The sequence below is a fragment of the Mobiluncus mulieris ATCC 35243 genome (assembly GCF_000160615.1).
GTDB classification, from domain to species: domain Bacteria; phylum Actinomycetota; class Actinomycetes; order Actinomycetales; family Actinomycetaceae; genus Mobiluncus; species Mobiluncus mulieris.
In genome coordinates, this window is record NZ_GG668518.1 from 535,253 (window position 1) to 551,437 (window position 16,185).

Genomic DNA, 16,185 nt, shown 5'->3' on the forward strand with positions numbered 1-16,185 from the left:
ATAGTGATTACCACTAGTACCGGCTCGCTTGTATCGGTTTCCGAGACAGGTCAGAGCCGGTCTTCATGTTTTTGGAAGCAGGTGGGCTGGTGGTCGACAAACCGTGGGTCAGTATCGATGAGCAAATCAATATCCTCACTCGTCGTGGCCTATTGGATGCCGGTGATTACCGCCGCGAGTTATCTACTGTCGGCTATTACCGGCTTTCGGGATACTCCTACCCGCTGCGCCAGCCAGCTCCCGAAGGCTCACCTCGGCGGCGTTTAGATCGTTTCGTTCCCGGCACACGTATGCATCACGCGATTGAGCTGTACGAGTTTGACGAACAACTGCGTCTTGCTGTGTGGCGGGCGCTATGCAAGCTGGAGGTGTGCCTGCGAGTTGACGTGGGGCACGTGCTGGGTGAGATCGATCCGTTCATTCACCTCGACCTCGAACGGATTTGGCCGTCAGGCGCAATGCATCGCCGCGCAGTACTGTTCACGCAGAAGCTAGCCCAAACGCAGTCGCGCTCTACAGAAGATTTCGTCACGCATTACAACCAGACCCACGACGGCCGTTTGCCGGTGTGGGTGGCCACCGAGATCCTCGAATTCGGACAACTCGTGACCCTGTTTTCGTTGGCTCCCTTCGAACAGCGTCGTCGCATTGCTGACAAGTACTTGGCACGTGCCGACGAGTTGGAATCATGGATGCGCACTGCGAATTTCATTCGTAACATATGCGCCCATCACGCCAGACTATGGAACAAGCGACTCGTCATCCGTCCACTGGTCAAACACCGCCGCAACGACCAAACGCTATCGGCCGTGACACATTCTTCAGGACGTATATACACCGCGTTGGTGCTCACCGCGTTCCTCTTGCGACGAGGAAATTTCACCGCTGAAATACAGGCCATCAGCGACGTCCTAGACAGTTTCCCCACCGAAATTCCTGGCGTCGATCTAACGCACATAGGTGCCAGCCCCAGCTGGAAACAAGATCCCATCTGGACAATCAACAGCTAATCCTTACGGTAATAGGCGCACTCATACCCATCCGCATCCAACGGCAAACCTTCGGCCCATGCTGGGAGCGTGGACATGAGCTCGCAAGCACCAGTGGCGGTGAAGCCGGAATTTTCGGGTTCGTCGATGACGATCTCGTCGTGAACATGCATCACAATCTGATGCCCGGCTTTGGCGACTGCGTGCATGCCCGTGACGAGCAGATCACGAGCGATCGCCTGAACGATGTTCTCGGTAAGTTTTCCGCCGTAGGTTTCGAGCTGTCCCCAGCGGCGTGCTGTGGTGGTGCCGGTGTAGGTGATGGAGGTGCCGCCCCACCTGTTCTCGCCCAGACGCGGCTTCACATACGCCAACCGCCTACCCGAGGGCAGCTCAATAAACAAGATTCCGGCTTCGACGCTGAATCGCAGATTCCGTAGCCGGATTGACTGACGAGACGCGATCGCGGCGATAGCTGCTTCTTCGACGCCGGCCCAGAGGGCCACGATGTGTGGGTTGGCGGCTCTCCATGCGTCGACGATGGGTTTGAGTTCGTGCTCGGCGAGTCCCATGGTGAGTGCTCCCATGCGCTCCAAAGCGCCCGTTGAGCCGCCAAAACCACAAGCCAAAACTGCTAATTTTCCTTTCTGCCGAAGCTCACCATTAACGCCATGCTTCTCTACTGGCACTCCGAACATACGGCTCGCGGTTTCGCAATAGAGGTCTTTACCTTCGCGGAAGGCTTGCAGGGTGGTTGTTTCTCCTGCTAGCCAGGCGATGACACGCGCTTCAATTGCAGAGAAATCAGCAACGATAAACCTGTGCCCAGGTGAAGGGATAAACGCGGTGCGGATCAACTGTGAAAGTGTGTCGGGCACGGACTCGTGCAGAAGCTCAAGTGCCTCGAGGTTGCCTGTTCTGACGAGCGTTCGGGCTTGGTCAAGATCAGGCAGATAGTTCCTGGGGAGGTTCTGGACTTGGACGAGGCGTCCGGCGAAACGTCCGGTGCGTCCTGCGCCGTAAAACTGGATCAGCCCACGTGCTCGACCGTCGCTGCCTGCGACGTTTTGCATGGCTTGGTATTTCTTGACGCTTGATTTTGCTAGATCGCCGCGAAGTCCGAGGACTTCTTTCACCGTGCCAGTCGCGGTGTCGAGGGCGGCATCGACCTCGGCCTTTGCCAACGAATCCAGCACGCAGCCACGCGATGCGAGCCATTGTTTGAGTTGGATGGGCGAGTTCGGATTCTCCAACCCAGTCAATGTCTGTGCCCGAGCGAGTGTCGCGTTGCGGTGGTGCTCATCCACCCCGACCGCGTTATCAACCAGCGTGTGGTCGAGAAGAATCCCAGCATCATTAATGCGTTGGTCGAGCGTGTAGGTGTCCCATTCGGACTCCGGCATCGGAAAACAAGCCAGTCTGTCGTGGATGGCAAGCTCGACTTCGACATCACGACGGTTGTAATCAATAAACCTCGCCCACCCGGTCGGGTCAGCTGATGGTGGATTCCTGCGTTTGCCGCCGTTCAGGACTGAGGGTGTGGCGGGTGTGCAGAACTGCTTGATCAGCTTCTTGCCTACTGTGTCTTTTTGGACGTCAAGCTTCAAAACTGTGGCTACTGCATCGAGGCTCATCGGAAGACCAAGGTAGGCCGACCAGATCATGGTGCAACGCCACTGCCTTGGGCCAAGAAACCCATCAGCGAGAAGCTCTGGATGATGAGTGCGTAGCCAGGCAGACAGGCAGACTCGCTCGAAGGCGGCGTTATGCGCCCACTTCACGACGGACGGATCAACTAAAGCCGCCAGAACCTCGTCGGGTATAGATTGTCCGTTGGCGAGATCCACCACCTCGATCGGGCCGCCGTCAATCGAATAGCCGAACAGGAGCAGCTCGAAGTCTGGGTGCTCGGCATACGGGTAAACGCCTGTCTTAGCGAGTTGGGCGAGGCTGAAAGATTCAATATCGCAGAAGAGTGTTCGCATGACGAGGTTCCTTTCACATAGAGGAAAAGTGGAGGGAACCAACAAGATGTGCTGATTCCCTCCACGTGTGGGGATGGTTACTTCAGGAAATCGTCATCAGCGGCGAAGGCACCGAAGTCGGTCTCAGCGGAAACTCGTCCACCGCCAAGGGTTTCTCCGTCGCGGGTCTTTTGGATATTGCCCAGTCCACAGGCGATACCACGGTTGCCGTTTGTGTTGAACGCATAGAAGGACAGGGATACGCGTGCGTAGCAGCCCGAGTACACTTCGGCGCGGTCCAGGATCGGGGCGACGCTCTGATCGACGATCTGCGGAGCGGTCAGGGAGTTGGCGTTGAGGAAGTAGGCGCCCTTGTAGGCTTCGTCGTCACGCTCAATATCCCCATCGCGCAGCGGCAACTTGAGGGCGGCCTTGTTGGGGCGCTTGCCACCAAACTTGGCCGTTCCGGCGTCGATCGCTGCATCCACGGCCTTCTCGATCGCCGCAATCGTGGCAGTATCGGACTTCGGGATAATTAGGGAGACGGAGTACTTCGGTTTGCCTCCCTGGATGGAGTTCGGCTCCCACACGTGTGCGTAGGATAGGCGAACTTCGCCGGTCACAATACGAGTTGTGTTAGTCGTTGACATAATCATTCTTCTTTCTACTAGTTACTTGTTTGGTTGAAAATCGGTGGCTGCACTCACCAGGTCAAGCGCTGGCCGTTTATCGGATGCAAGAACCAACGTGGGTTTGCCTGCAGGTTTGGTCACGAGGTCACCGAGGATCTCGTTGAAGGCGGGTTTGCCCATGAGGCGTTCCATGGCTGTGAGGGTGATGAGCTTGCGATCCCAGATGTCCCTATATCCAGCCGCCTCAGCCGCTGCAGCGACATCGGTTTCGGAGGTGTATTTGCGTATCGACCGTCCGGCTACGAGCTTGAACCCCTCAAAGACCACGCCCTGGTTCACCGCTTGGGAGAGCGCGTATGCTTCGACATCCGCCGCCCAGGTTTTGAGCTGCGGAATCCGGGCCAGCACGTCGGCAATCTCGCTGTCGGACAGTTCTGCTGGCGGGGCGAACTCCAACCTGGCCAGCGCAAGATTGGCTTCAGCTCGCGCCCGACACGTGGGTGCAATCTTGCAGAACTGACACCACGAGCCCGGACAAAACTCACCCTCGCCAGCCGCTGCCAGCTCAGCCTTCGGTTTCACTTCCGCTTCGGCCCAGTGCTCGAGTTCAGTGACGGAGATTTCCCAGGTGTCGACGTTGCCCCGACGTGGCTGGTAGATCGTCACCGCTACGCGCTCGATGTCGTACAGGTCGCCGAAAGTGTGAAGGGCTCCGAGAGCGTAGAGCATCAACTGGGGATTACGCTCAGCCTCAACCAACACACCTTGCCCGTACTTCAGATCAATAATCTGCAAGGTAGGTTCGGCGATGATCACGCAATCCCCGGTGCCAAAACCTCCCGGAACCACATGGCTGAAATCCAGGCGCTGCTCGATGAGCACCTGTGGATCCCCACAGGTCTCCCGAGCCAGCGAGATGTGTTCTTGGACGTAGGCGACGTAGTCGTCAGTCAAGGTTTCCATCTCGTCATCAATCCAAGTTGAGACTGGCCGCTTCGAGCGCTGCTTCAAAGCGCGGCGGAGTTTGTGCTCGGCGAGGGCGTGTGCTGCGGTGCCTTGCTCGGCAGCCGCAGACGTGGATTCTGGCTCATCGGATTCGAGGCGGGCGGAGGGGGTGCAGTTGAGCCACCGGTGAGCACCAGAAGCTGAGAGGAGTGCGTGATCAGACGGTGCCATCAGCAATCTCCTTCGCCCGATCCAGCAGCCACCCGTACTTCGACGGATCCACCGCTGAGAGCTTGTCCGCACCAGCCTCGACGATCAGCTCACGAACCTTTGCCGTGTGACCTTGCGCTGAGAGCTCGGAAAGAAAAGCACGTACTTCTTCCAACGTCACCGTCGGTTCAGGTTCAACCTCTGGCTCGTCCGCAAGTAGTTCTGGCTGGGCGTGCGTGGCTGGGATGGTTCCGAAGGGTTCCTTGATCTGCAGGGCAAGCTCCGGGCGTTCACCAGGCATTCCTGCGTGGTCTTCGAAGCTCTCCTCAACGATCTGCTGAGCCCGCGCAAGCAAATCGGCGAGCGATCGCATCGTCTGGTTTCCATCACGAATGAAGGCGTTAATTTCCGGCATCATCATTTGGATTCACCCGCCTTGAGAGCATCGGCCAGGGCCATGAGGTCGTCATCGGTGTTTTCGGTGATGTCGATCTGCTTGACCGAGTCACCGGGAACGAGAATCATGACTTTGCGCGGGGTACCAAGCAGTAGGCGCATGAGCCGTTCACGCAGCGTCACATTCTTGGTGGCGACGATTCCGGGGTCGTCAGGGATATGCCGGGCAATATGAAGCTTGAGACTATGTCGAGCCATCGGGCTTACCTTTCTTCCTCATTTGTGGGAGCAGCCCGGTTGGCTTCTCCCTTCACCCCACTGCCGACACCGCTCGAAGTGTTAAATCGGGCCTCCTCAACCGCCTGCCGGATCAGCGGTTTTACCTCTGCCACCAGCTGCGATACCCGAGCACGGGTCAACCCCATATCGCGCGCCACCTGCGCCTGATTGAGCTTGTCGGTTGCAAGCAGACGCGTCATCACCTCACGATGCTGAGGATCCAAACCAGCGATAATGTCACGCATCACCTCGAGATCACAAGCACGCTCGACACTATCCTCGCGTTCGATGACCTGGTCTTCAGCGCTGATACCCGGTGAAGCAGGGTCAAGATCGATCTCGAGCATCTGCTCATACGAAAACGGCTTGTTATTCGGGACGCGGCATCCACGTCGAGGACCGCACCCAGCCCCACACGTACATTTCTTCTTACCCTTGCCGCGATCGGCGCGAACCGCCTGATGCGTGGCCGCTTCTTCTGCGTTCCACAACTCGTCCAGAATCTTCTGCGGTGTGCAGGGCTTAACCTGGTCGAGCGGAACACCAGTAGCGGCGGCGCGTTGCTGCCGGTGGGTTGCGATCATGAGAGCGAACTCGCCAGGGTCAATGTCGAAAGTGTCAGTGATGGACTGATTCTTGTTGTTGTCTGCTTCGTGCTTGAAGGTGACCTTCATCGAAGGATCTCCATTTCTCCGGGAATCCCGGTGATTTGGAGACCTGATCTGTTTGGCTCAGATCACTGGTGAGAACTACTTGGAAGACGACAAAGGCGAGCCACCCCACCCGCCCCTCAGCAAAGAGGTTTGGGTGAGGTGACCCGCCGAGCGCTCCCAGAGCAGGTCTCACTAGTGGTTCATTTGTCTACAACCACAGCCAGCACTCGCTGTGGAGGTCGCTCATCCGCCAGATGAGCTCCCGAACAATCACGCTCAGGCTTCGGAGAACGTCAGTGCCGATGGCCACCAGCACTTCCGCCTCCACCCACCCGGCCCGAACTGTGTCGAAACCGAGTGGGCTGTGTACGGCTACTTGCTGCGCTTAGATGGCTTGGTCTGCGCCAACGCTGACGCGGCAACAGACTTCGAGTCCTTGCCATAACGGCCATCGGTCAGAATCTTCGACGCCTTGGACACCACCTTCGCAGACGTCTGCTTACGGTTCCTTCCCATGTGTTTCACCTCCTTCGCCACGATCAGGGCACCCACCACCAGTTGGTGCGTGTTCATGAGCGTTCGCGCGAGTCGGCGTGCGATAATGAGATGACAGTTGTTCGTCTCGTCGGCTCGTGTTTTGCTCACATACTCATCAAACGCTGTGGTTTTGGGACTTCAGATCGTTGAGGGAAGCAAAAACTGGGACTTCTGGGACTAGTTTTGGGACTCGGCATAGAGGAGCGTGACGCATATGGGTTTGCCCGAGTTTTGTCGCGCTGTTTACAAGCGGAAGAGTCCCATCACTAACCAGGCAAAATTCGTCCAAGCCGTATTCCAACACGCTGGCAGTGCAGAGCGGTTAGACGACGAGTACGCACGCAAGATCTTTACCGGGGCAAAACCGATCTCCGAACCGCAATACGAGTCATTTCCTACACAGGTGAGCAAGAAATCGTTGCATGATTTCCTTCTTGCCCACCTGAGGCCCCTCCCAAGCACGAAGCGCACGTTGGATGATCGTTGCCAAGAAGTCGGCAAAGATGCCGGACTGCCCTCAACCCTCACTATCGAACCAGAAGCATTCATTTGGGCACTCACAGATTGGTTCGACGCGATCATCCATGACCCAGACCATTGCGATGTCCTTGAACACTGCTACCGACTTCGCCTTGAAGACCAGGAACCAGAAGAAATAAACCCCGCGCCGCAGCCGCTCTATCAAGGAGATCGCGTCGACGTGACGCAACCGCCCGCACTGCAAAAACACAAGCCAGGATTTTGGGTCGAGTTCACTCACACATGGACACTGCGCAACGTTGGCAGCATCGACTGGACCAGTCGGACACTCATCTGTACGAATCCAACAGACCCGCGACTACGACCCGTCGGCACCACACAGATCGCCATTCCTGACAGCCCACCGGCGACAGCGAAGTTCATCAAGATTTCTTGCACGTTTCGGGCGCAAGGCTATGAAGGTGCTGCCTCAAGCCACTGGGAAATGCGCAACCAGGAAGGCGAGAACTGCTTCCCTCAAGCGACTACAACATTCAATGTCAATGCCACAGTTATTAACCCGGATCTTCACGCGATAAGGCAGGAACGATGAGCGAAGCTGAATTAGAAAACTGGGTCACCATGAAAGAAGCGCAAGCCCACCTCGGGGTGCGCCGGGAAACCATCACGAAATGGATAACAACCCATAATCTCCCTGCCTATAAAGTCGGCAGGGTCTGGAAGTTCAAACTCTCAGAAATCGACGAATGGGTCCGCACCGGTCAAGCCGCAGAAGAACCACATCCCAACAACCCTCACGAGCCTAAGGAGGAACGCTAATGCCAGAACTGAACTGGGTCGGCAAAGACAAGGTGATCACCCACCACCTCGACGTTCCCTACCGCGTCCTCGACCGCCAATACTCATATGACGAGCACGGCCAACACGATGGGGACAACGGCTCACAGAACATGATTATTCATGGTGACAACCTCGAAGCCCTCAAAGCTCTACTACCAAAGTACGAAGGCAAGGTTGACTGCATTTATATCGATCCTCCCTATAACACAGGCAACGAAGGCTGGATCTACAACGACGCCGTCAACGACCCACGAATCAAGAAATGGCTTGGCGAAGTCGTCGGCAAAGAAGGCGAAGACCTCTCCCGCCATGACAAATGGCTATGCATGATGTACCCACGGCTAAGACTTCTCCATCGCCTGCTAGCCAGAAACGGATTGATTGCTGTCTCGATAAGTGACACAGAGCTGTCCAACCTAGGCTGCATCATGGACGAAATCTTTGGCCCTGCAAACCGACTTGCTTGTGCGCCAGTGCGCTCTGAACCAAGTGGAGGGAAAGATAAAACGGCCCTGCGAACAGGGCACGAATACATTTTGTTCTACACCAAGGGTGACCAATCAAGTCTTGTCAAAGAAGAGAAGACAACTGGGAAGCTTGACCTCAAGGACAGCAAGGGCCCGTATCGAAAAGGGCGTGAGTTACGAAAGTGGGGTGCAACTTCCGACCGATCAGATCGACCGACGTTGTGGTTCCCCATTACTGCACCCAATGGTGGAGAAGTATTCCCAATCAAGAATGACGGGTCTGACGGCTACTGGCGTTGGAGTCCTGCTCACGCAGGTATGTCAGAGTTATTGGACAATCCTGAGGCTGCTCACTGGGAGAAAACATCATACGACCCAGGGGTTGTTGTAGATGGAGAGACTGAGCGCTGGGTTCCATACGAGAAAATTCGTGACGTAAAAAAATCATTCGGATGGAATACGTGGCTCGATGGCTATGGAACTAACGCCGACGCGACTGCAGTAATCAAGGCAATCTTTGGAAACAAGAAATTCGACACCCCGAAACCACTATCACTAATCGAATGGATTATCGCCCTGCATGGCAACACAGACGGCATCGTCTTAGACTCATTCGCAGGCTCAGGAACGACCGCACACGCCGTGCTTAATTCAAATATGTACGACGACGCAGATAGAAAATTCATCCTCGTAGAGCTCAGCGACTACGCAGAATCAATCACGGCAGAGCGGGTCAAACGAGTGATCGACGGATACCGCACCGATAAGGATGAAGTGCCCGGAACAGGAGGGTCATTCTCTTTCTACGAGTTAGGCGCGCCACTACTTCTCGCAGGTGACTTGAACCCAGAGGTGCCTCTTGAGCGGGTTCGTGAGTATGTGTGGTTCACCGAGACGGGGCAGCCGTTCTCGAATCCGCCCAGTGCCCATCCGTATTTCTTAGGACGGCATGAGGATGCATCGTTGTTTTTCGTATATGAGCCGGATCGGGCAACGGTTTTGGATCGTGACTATCTGGCTTCGATCCCTCCTGAGTGTGCGGCTAGTTCGTATGTGATTTATGCCGACACGTGTTTGTTGTCGGATGAGGAGCTGCGCTCTCTGAATATCACGTTCAAGAAGATCCCTCGGGATATCACCCGTCTCTAAGGAGTGTTGGTTATGGAGTTGAAGAAGTATCAAAACCGGGTGATCGCCGATCTAGAGGATTACCTCACCCAGCTCAACGAGCAGCCTACGCTGAGCGATGCTTTTAAGGTGTTTTGGGAGTCTCGCCAGATTGAGGTTGGCACCCCGCAGATGCCGGGCTACCAGAATGTGATCGATGGTGTTCCGCACGTGTGTTACAAGGTTCCAACTGGCGGTGGGAAGACGTTTTTGGCGTGTGCGTCGGTGAAGCCGATATTTGAGGCTTTGCCGCCGACGCGGAAACAGGCTGTGGTGTGGCTGGTGCCGTCGGATTCGATTTTGACGCAAACCTTGGCGGCGTTGAAGAATCCGGCCCATCCGTATCGGCAGAAGTTGAACGCTGATTTTGGTGGCCGTGTTGAGGTGTATTCGAAAGAAGAGCTGCTAGCTGGGCAGAATTTCAGCCCGTCGACCGTGGCTGAGCAGCTGTCAGTGATGGTGCTCTCGTATGATTCGTTCCGCTCACGAACAAAGGACGGACGCAAGGCATACCAAGCTAATGGGAATCTCGCCTCGTTCGCGACCGCGTTTGGTGCCCCGGAGCAACCGATCGAGAACGCGGATGAAACAGCACTGTTCCAGGTGATTAACCAGTTGAATCCCGTCGTTATCGTGGATGAGTCGCATCACGCGACGAGCTCGTTGAGTCTGGAGATGCTCACGAATTTCAACCCTGCATTCATTCTTGATCTAACCGCAACCCCGAAGCGGCAAGCGAACGTGATCTCGTATGTGGATGCGCTCTCACTTAAGAACGAGAGCATGGTCAAACTTCCGGTCATCGCATACAACCGGGCGTCACAAAAGGATGTCGTTACGGACGCGATCGACCTGCGCCGTTCACTAGAAATCGCTGCTACACAGCAGTATGAGAATGGTGGCGCTTATATTCGCCCAATCGTGTTGTTTCAGGCTCAGCCAAAGACGAGCGAGGACGCTACATCGTTTGAGCGGCTGCGTGACAAGCTCGTCAAGGCGGGTATTCCTGCCGAGCAGATCGCGATCAAGACCGCCGACGTAAACGAGCTTAAAGGCGTTGACCTGCTCAGCAAGGAGTGCCCGATCAGGTTCATCATCACCGTGAACGCGTTGAAGGAGGGCTGGGACTGCCCCTTCGCCTACATTCTGGCGTCGTTGGCGAACAAGACCAGCCAGGTCGATGTTGAGCAGATCCTTGGCCGTGTTTTGCGCCAACCCCACGCCAGGAAGCAGCCGAACACGTTGTTAAACATGAGCTACGTGCTGACCTCTTCAAACGATTTCGGGACCACGCTCAATCAGATCGTTGCGGGGCTCAACAGTGCCGGATTCTCCAAGCGTGACTTCCGCGCAGCCGATCAAGTCGCTTTCGACTTCACTGGCACGAACCAGCCAAGCAAACCCGCCCCAACGTCCCCAGTCCCAGGGGAAGATATGGACGTTGAAGAGTTCCTGGAGTTCAATGAAGAACAGGTTGCAGCTGATTTAGATGCGCGAGAAGAATCCGCTAGTTCACCAGAGCCTTCGGCGGATCCGACGGTTGCTTCGATGATCGAGCAGGCGGCTCAGCAGGGTGCGGACTATGAGCAGGAGGCCGAAGAAGCCGCACAGATGGGTGAGGGCTTCGTGCCTTCAGATTTGGAGGATGCTGTGGACACGAGCTTCGTCAACCACGAATTCGCTGACGAGATCGAAACCCTTCGCCTTCCCCAATTCGTCATCCAAGAACCCGGATCAGCATTGTTCCCGACCGCTCATGAGGGATACAACGAACTTAAGCACGAGGCACTAGCCGGTGACTTTGACTTAAAGACGAAAGACATCGACATTGACCTGTCGACGGCAGACGAGCAGATGTACAAGATCGACGTGCGAAAAGACTCCGAGGTTCCTAAAGCCTTCCGGATGTCGAGTACCGATCAGAAATTCATGCGCGAACACTTCTCGAAACTGAGCGTCGAAGGACAAAAGCGCAACACGGCAATCGCCATCTACGATCGGATCAAACCGATCAATTCGATCACTGACTCTGACTTGCGCGCATACATTGTGCGGATGGTTGAGGCCTTCGGCACCGAGCAGCTGTTGACCTATCAAGAGCACCCGCATGCGGTAGCAAGCAAGGTCAAACAGAAAATTGACGGCCTTTTGGAAGCGCACAAAGTCAAGAGATTCTATGAGGATATCGAGACCCGCCGCGTTGATGTTCAAGCGTTATACGCGTTTCCGAAAGCGATCCAGCCCATTCATGCCTCCTCCCTGATTGGTGGCTCCCTGTATGAGGCCGAAGACAAGATGAACGGCTTTGAGCTCGAACTCGCTGGTCGCTTCTCCGGCATGAACAATGTTCGCTGGTGGCACCGGATCATTGAACGCAAGGGCTTTTGCCTCAACGGTCCGTTCAACCACTACCCAGATTTCGTCGTGATGACCGCTAGCGGCACCATCGTGGTTGTCGAGTCCAAGGGCGAGCATTTGAAGAACGACGATTCTAACCGCAAGATCAGGCTCGGCCGGGCGTGGGCGAACATGTCTGGCAATGACTACCGCTACTACATGGTCTTCGAAGATGGCGTCACTCCGCCTGACGGGGCGGTCACTTTGTCGGAGCTCGTACGTATCCTCGAAAAGCTGTAGGCGGGAAGGACACCTCTTGGGAGAAGACGAGATGGCACAGGCAACGATCACGCCAACGCTGCGCGGCGACACATTCGCGTCCACGTTCACCGAAGTGGCCCATTCGAACACGTTAGGTCTTCGAAACGACGAACAGTTACGCCTGTTCCATCTGTCTATCCAAAACAACCGCTTCGACCACACAGCCCTCATCAAGTTCCTCAAACGCAACGTTGGGCGCTACGTCTTCTCCCGCGCCGAATACGAAGGCTACAAACAGCGAGACGATCTCGAAGAAGTTGCTCTCGACGCGGTAAACCGGATGCGTTCACAACAAGACGGCATGGGGTTAGGTGAAATCTTGCTCTACGTCCTGCTCGAACAAATCCTCGAAGCACCCAAAGTGATGAGTAAGATCGAGCTCAACCAGGCCCGAGGCCAGATCCACAGCCGCTGTGACGCCATCCACCTACTCACACCAGACGGTCAGCGAACCACCAGCAGCATCGTGTTTGGAACCTCCAGCGTGGTCGGCAACATTGGGGATGCCATCACTGCAGCATTCGACCGCGTTGTAGATATAGAACAGAATCGCTCAGACGAGGTTCAGCTCGCCGAGCAAACTGTGTTCACCAAGACCCTCGACCCAGCAACAGCAAACTACGTCAAAGATCTGCTAATCCCGAAGCCGGGTGGGGCACCCGTGTTCGATACCGCTTATTCGATGTTCCTGGGCTATGACATCGGTCTCGATCCGAAGAACTACAGCAACCAGCAGTATCGGGCTGTGCTCGATCAGAAAATGCAGGGAGATATCGCCGCGCACGCCCAAATGATCGCCAACGAAATCAACACCCGAAACTTGGATAATTACTCGTTCTACATCTATGTTTTGCCACTCAACGAAGTAGACGTTGACGCGGGCGCGATCATGGATGGGCTCGTGGGTGGGCCAGGTGGTAGCCATGTCTGACAAGCAAGTAACCGTCGGCGATCTCGTATTTTCTGACATCGACTCCAACGAATTCCTCAAACAGCTGTACGCCAACCTGCTCTACAACTACGGCTTACATCGGTTGGGGCTGGTGGATCGTCAACCATACGACGTGGATCTTGAAGCAGTACTGCGATTCGCTGACCTGCTGTCGAAATCAACCCACCCCACCAATCGTGACCGGCACAGGGTGTGGGCGCAAGAAATCGCGCTCCTGTGCCACATTCTCTACCCACAAGACGCGCGAACGAAAGCATACGTTCCTGCAATCTTCACCACGCTAGGTAACTACCCAGGCCTGAAGCAGTTGGGTGTGACTTCCGATGCGGGCATCCTCGACGCCGCATTCAACGCCTACCAAGCCGAATACCTCACCGTGCCCGGTGATAAGTCGATGAAGTTTTTCGCGCCGCAAAAGAAGATCTACGACCGCCTGAACGACGGCAAGTTTTCCTTCTCGGCCCCAACGTCACTGGGCAAGTCCTTCATCATGCGCACCTTCATCACCAACCAGATCAAATCCGGGGTGACAGCCAACTTTGCGATCATCGTGCCGTCAAAAGCGCTGATCAACGAGACCCGCTCGAAACTGATCGCTGACCTCGGCGAAGACCTTGAACGGCACAACTATCGAATCGTCAGTGCCGCTGGTGACATCGTGCTCGAAGGCGATCACAACTTCATCTTCGTGCTCACCCCAGAACGCTTGCTTTACCTTCTGATCGGCAAACCTGCAATCGAATTCGAGTACGTCTTTTTCGACGAATCACACAAACTCTCAGGCAAGAACAGCCGCGCCCCGTTCTACTACCAAACCGTGACAATCCTTCAACACCGCCACAGACCACCACACTTCATCTTCGCTTCACCCAACATTCCCAACCCAGAGGTATTCCTAAGGCTGGTTGATCCAAACTCTGACGAAAATGAAACCAACGCGGTCGCAACCCAGTATTCGCCAGTCGCGCAATTCAAATACCTCGTCAACCTGCACGAGAACACCATTTCCAGCTACAACGACCACACCCAAGAATTCACGCACCTAGCCTCACTTCAAGCTCAGGACGCTACCGCACAGGGCGTAACCCGATTTGTTAGTGAATCATCACGAGGTTCAGATCATCGTGGGCAAACCATCGTGTTTCATTCTGCCCGGCATCACGCAGTGCAAGCGGCGCGTGACTATGCCCAGGGTTTGGCAGACCTCAACGATAAAGACTTGGACGCTCTCGCAAAAGACATCGAACGCGACGTCCACGAGGACTACTACCTCAGCGGTCTCATCCGTAGAGGCGTCAGCTACCACATCGGCTACCTCCCGCCAGCGATCCGCGAACGCATCGAAGGCCTGTTCCGCGAAGGCAAAATCTCGACACTATTCTGCACCAGCACGCTCCTCGAAGGAGTCAACCTTCCCGCCGACAACCTCGTCATCACAACCAACAAAATCGGCAGAGCAGGAATGACAGCAGTCGACTTCAAGAACCTGATCGGCCGAGTCGGGCGTATCGAGTTCAACCTCTACGGCAACGTATTCATCATCGTGGGCAACCAACTTGCATCCGAGCAAAAGGCCAAGGAACTCCTACAAGCGAACGTTCCTGTACAGAAGCTATCCGTGCAAACTGACTCACAAATTATCAGCAAGAAAATGAAGCAAGGTGTCGTCAAGGATCTACAGGAAGGTCGCATCGAATTCTCCAAAGGGAATGAGAGCTATGAGCGTTATGATATGAAACGCAAATTCGGTCTCATGCTCTTGCGCGACATCACTACCGGACGTCAAAGCCTGGTGCGTGAAGAATTCTCTGACTATCTTGACGAACAGGCTACCAACAGCATTATTGCTACTTTCTCGCGACGCGAAGGCCAACAAGATGACGATATCAATGTCTCCGTTGACCAGGCAGAAGCGCTGACGCACGCAATCCAAGCTGGACTCCAGTATCCACAACTTTCTCCAAAGGGAAAGTTCAGTTACGACGAGACCCTCGCGTTTCTTCAGCGGCTTGCCTCAATCTTCAAATGGCGAATTTACAATCCCGAGACGTTAGGGAGAACAACCAAGGGAAGTGACCAGCTCGCTATGCTGTCCTGGTACACCGTCCTCCTGTTGCAGTGGATGGAGGGACACGGTTTGCGTTCCATCATGAATCGTGCAATCGAGCATCACCGGAAAACTGGAATTGTGTGGATCAATCGGCAACCGAATCGCTACCTAGATTCGAAAGAACACCGAAACCTTGTTTTTAGTGACACGCTTGAAGCTATTGAGCAAGTAATCCTTTTTGAGCTATCGAATTACTTTCTTAAATTCTCCAACGAATACAAGAAGGTCCACGGAAAAGAGCAGTTCGACAACGACTGGTACGAATACGTCGAGTACGGCACAACGAAACAGGAAACCATCCTTCTCCAACGACTCGGATTCACCCGCGAGAGCGCCACTTACATTCGAATCAACGTCTCCAATGCAATCTTCCTTCACGAAGGAAAACCCCACCTGAACCCGATTCTCCTCGAAAGCTCGAACATCAACGTCCGCAAAGAAGCCAACGAAATCAGATACAACGTGCCAGAAGCCTTCTCGATGCCAGATTTCTTGTTCTAACACCCTCGTCTGATACCCGCTAACGCAAGCACTCGCGCAGACCCCCTTAGGTCGAAACGTGCCCCTGCCGCGCGGACGTTATGGCGACGAGCACCAGATCACCGGACCTCCAGCGAGCCAACGAACAACCCCAGAAACGACAAAACCCCTGCTCAACAGGGGTTCAAGGGCTCAAGCGGCTTTTATCATTTTCGACGTCTAAGTATCCACTAAAACCCCAAAATCAACACTTTTTGTCCACTAAGCTCAGCATTTGCGCAGGGGGAGTGACATGACCACAAGGGACGGTAGCCAACCCAATTCTCAAACCAAAAACCGGGCAACTCTCGTTGCGCTATGCGAGCAAAACCACTTGCACTACACTCGCAGAAAAACCTGCACTTGACACTTGTTTCCGGTTACTTC

Annotated in this window: 14 protein-coding genes; 7 read left to right on the plus strand and 7 right to left on the minus strand. The window is 55.0% G+C overall.

Translation table 11 applies throughout. The features are described 5' to 3' along the window. Positions 1-65: 65 nt before the first annotated feature. The gene (locus tag HMPREF0577_RS02280; RefSeq protein WP_004007632.1) at positions 66-1,010 is read left to right on the plus strand and encodes an Abi family protein; all 945 of its coding nucleotides are present in this window, start codon (positions 66-68) and stop codon (positions 1,008-1,010) included. Here HMPREF0577_RS02280 and HMPREF0577_RS02285 read toward each other — a convergent pair. The 7 genes from HMPREF0577_RS02285 to HMPREF0577_RS02315 form a co-directional block, all read right to left on the minus strand. Further along, positions 1,007-2,974, minus strand: coding sequence for a DNA polymerase (locus tag HMPREF0577_RS02285; protein ID WP_004007633.1), 1,968 nt, complete (start codon positions 2,972-2,974; stop codon positions 1,007-1,009). The two genes, HMPREF0577_RS02280 and HMPREF0577_RS02285, sit on opposite strands and share 4 nt — an antisense overlap. A gap of 77 nt (positions 2,975-3,051) precedes the next feature. Further along, positions 3,052-3,609 (minus strand): DUF2815 family protein, encoded by a 558-nt coding sequence (locus HMPREF0577_RS02290; RefSeq protein ID WP_004007634.1) that lies wholly within the window; start codon positions 3,607-3,609, stop codon positions 3,052-3,054. A 15-nt stretch (positions 3,610-3,624) separates the two neighbouring features. Then, entirely contained in the window at positions 3,625-4,761 is a 1,137-nt protein-coding gene (locus HMPREF0577_RS02295; protein ID WP_004007635.1) for a DUF2800 domain-containing protein, read from the minus strand. Next, complete coding sequence (locus HMPREF0577_RS02300; protein ID WP_004007636.1) at positions 4,748-5,161, minus strand: hypothetical protein; 414 nt, start codon at positions 5,159-5,161, stop codon at positions 4,748-4,750. Before HMPREF0577_RS02300 ends, HMPREF0577_RS02295 begins: the two co-directional genes overlap by 14 nt. Further along, positions 5,158-5,394 carry a hypothetical protein gene (locus HMPREF0577_RS02305; protein ID WP_004007637.1) on the minus strand — a complete coding sequence of 79 codons (237 nt, stop codon included), beginning with the start codon at positions 5,392-5,394 and terminating at the stop codon, positions 5,158-5,160. The genes HMPREF0577_RS02300 and HMPREF0577_RS02305 overlap by 4 nt, the downstream gene beginning before the upstream one ends. Before the next feature lie 5 nt (positions 5,395-5,399). After that, complete coding sequence (locus HMPREF0577_RS02310; RefSeq protein WP_004007638.1) at positions 5,400-6,089, minus strand: sigma factor-like helix-turn-helix DNA-binding protein; 690 nt, start codon at positions 6,087-6,089, stop codon at positions 5,400-5,402. A 351-nt stretch (positions 6,090-6,440) separates the two neighbouring features. Next, on the minus strand, positions 6,441-6,713 hold the full coding sequence (locus HMPREF0577_RS02315; protein WP_244854186.1) for a hypothetical protein: 273 nt from the start codon (positions 6,711-6,713) through the stop codon (positions 6,441-6,443). Between the two features lie 106 nt (positions 6,714-6,819). Here HMPREF0577_RS02315 and HMPREF0577_RS02320 point away from each other — a divergent pair, with 106 nt between their 5' ends. The 6 genes from HMPREF0577_RS02320 to HMPREF0577_RS02345 are packed head-to-tail and all read left to right on the plus strand — an operon-like array spanning position 6,820 to position 15,780. Next, a complete protein-coding gene (locus tag HMPREF0577_RS02320) occupies positions 6,820-7,677 on the plus strand; it encodes an NBR1-Ig-like domain-containing protein (RefSeq protein WP_004007640.1) in 858 nt (285 codons plus the stop codon). Further along, positions 7,674-7,904, plus strand: coding sequence for a helix-turn-helix domain-containing protein (locus tag HMPREF0577_RS02325; RefSeq protein ID WP_004007641.1), 231 nt, complete (start codon positions 7,674-7,676; stop codon positions 7,902-7,904). Before HMPREF0577_RS02320 ends, HMPREF0577_RS02325 begins: the two co-directional genes overlap by 4 nt. Further along, on the plus strand, positions 7,904-9,541 hold the full coding sequence (locus HMPREF0577_RS02330; RefSeq protein ID WP_004007642.1) for a site-specific DNA-methyltransferase: 1,638 nt from the start codon (positions 7,904-7,906) through the stop codon (positions 9,539-9,541). Before HMPREF0577_RS02325 ends, HMPREF0577_RS02330 begins: the two co-directional genes overlap by 1 nt. A 12-nt stretch (positions 9,542-9,553) precedes the next feature. Next, positions 9,554-12,196 (plus strand): DEAD/DEAH box helicase, encoded by a 2,643-nt coding sequence (locus tag HMPREF0577_RS02335; RefSeq protein ID WP_004007643.1) that lies wholly within the window; start codon positions 9,554-9,556, stop codon positions 12,194-12,196. 16 nt (positions 12,197-12,212) lie between these two features. Beyond that, positions 12,213-13,148 (plus strand): HamA C-terminal domain-containing protein, encoded by a 936-nt coding sequence (locus HMPREF0577_RS02340; RefSeq protein WP_244854188.1) that lies wholly within the window; start codon positions 12,213-12,215, stop codon positions 13,146-13,148. After that, positions 13,141-15,780 (plus strand): DEAD/DEAH box helicase, encoded by a 2,640-nt coding sequence (locus HMPREF0577_RS02345; RefSeq protein WP_236585806.1) that lies wholly within the window; start codon positions 13,141-13,143, stop codon positions 15,778-15,780. The genes HMPREF0577_RS02340 and HMPREF0577_RS02345 overlap by 8 nt, the downstream gene beginning before the upstream one ends. Positions 15,781-16,185 lie beyond the last annotated feature (405 nt).

Bases quoted from the DNA above. Each gene is read 5' to 3' on its own strand.
- HMPREF0577_RS02280 (WP_004007632.1), top strand. From the start codon at position 66: ATGTTTTTGGAAGCAGGTGGGCTGGTGGTCGACAAACCGTGGGTCAGT.
- HMPREF0577_RS02285 (WP_004007633.1), bottom strand. From the start codon at position 2,974: ATGCGAACACTCTTCTGCGATATTGAATCTTTCAGCCTCGCCCAACTC.
- HMPREF0577_RS02290 (WP_004007634.1), bottom strand. From the start codon at position 3,609: ATGATTATGTCAACGACTAACACAACTCGTATTGTGACCGGCGAAGTT.
- HMPREF0577_RS02295 (WP_004007635.1), bottom strand. From the start codon at position 4,761: ATGGCACCGTCTGATCACGCACTCCTCTCAGCTTCTGGTGCTCACCGG.
- HMPREF0577_RS02300 (WP_004007636.1), bottom strand. From the start codon at position 5,161: ATGATGATGCCGGAAATTAACGCCTTCATTCGTGATGGAAACCAGACG.
- HMPREF0577_RS02305 (WP_004007637.1), bottom strand. From the start codon at position 5,394: ATGGCTCGACATAGTCTCAAGCTTCATATTGCCCGGCATATCCCTGAC.
- HMPREF0577_RS02310 (WP_004007638.1), bottom strand. From the start codon at position 6,089: ATGAAGGTCACCTTCAAGCACGAAGCAGACAACAACAAGAATCAGTCC.
- HMPREF0577_RS02320 (WP_004007640.1), top strand. From the start codon at position 6,820: ATGGGTTTGCCCGAGTTTTGTCGCGCTGTTTACAAGCGGAAGAGTCCC.
- HMPREF0577_RS02325 (WP_004007641.1), top strand. From the start codon at position 7,674: ATGAGCGAAGCTGAATTAGAAAACTGGGTCACCATGAAAGAAGCGCAA.
- HMPREF0577_RS02330 (WP_004007642.1), top strand. From the start codon at position 7,904: ATGCCAGAACTGAACTGGGTCGGCAAAGACAAGGTGATCACCCACCAC.
- HMPREF0577_RS02335 (WP_004007643.1), top strand. From the start codon at position 9,554: ATGGAGTTGAAGAAGTATCAAAACCGGGTGATCGCCGATCTAGAGGAT.
- HMPREF0577_RS02345 (WP_236585806.1), top strand. From the start codon at position 13,141: ATGTCTGACAAGCAAGTAACCGTCGGCGATCTCGTATTTTCTGACATC.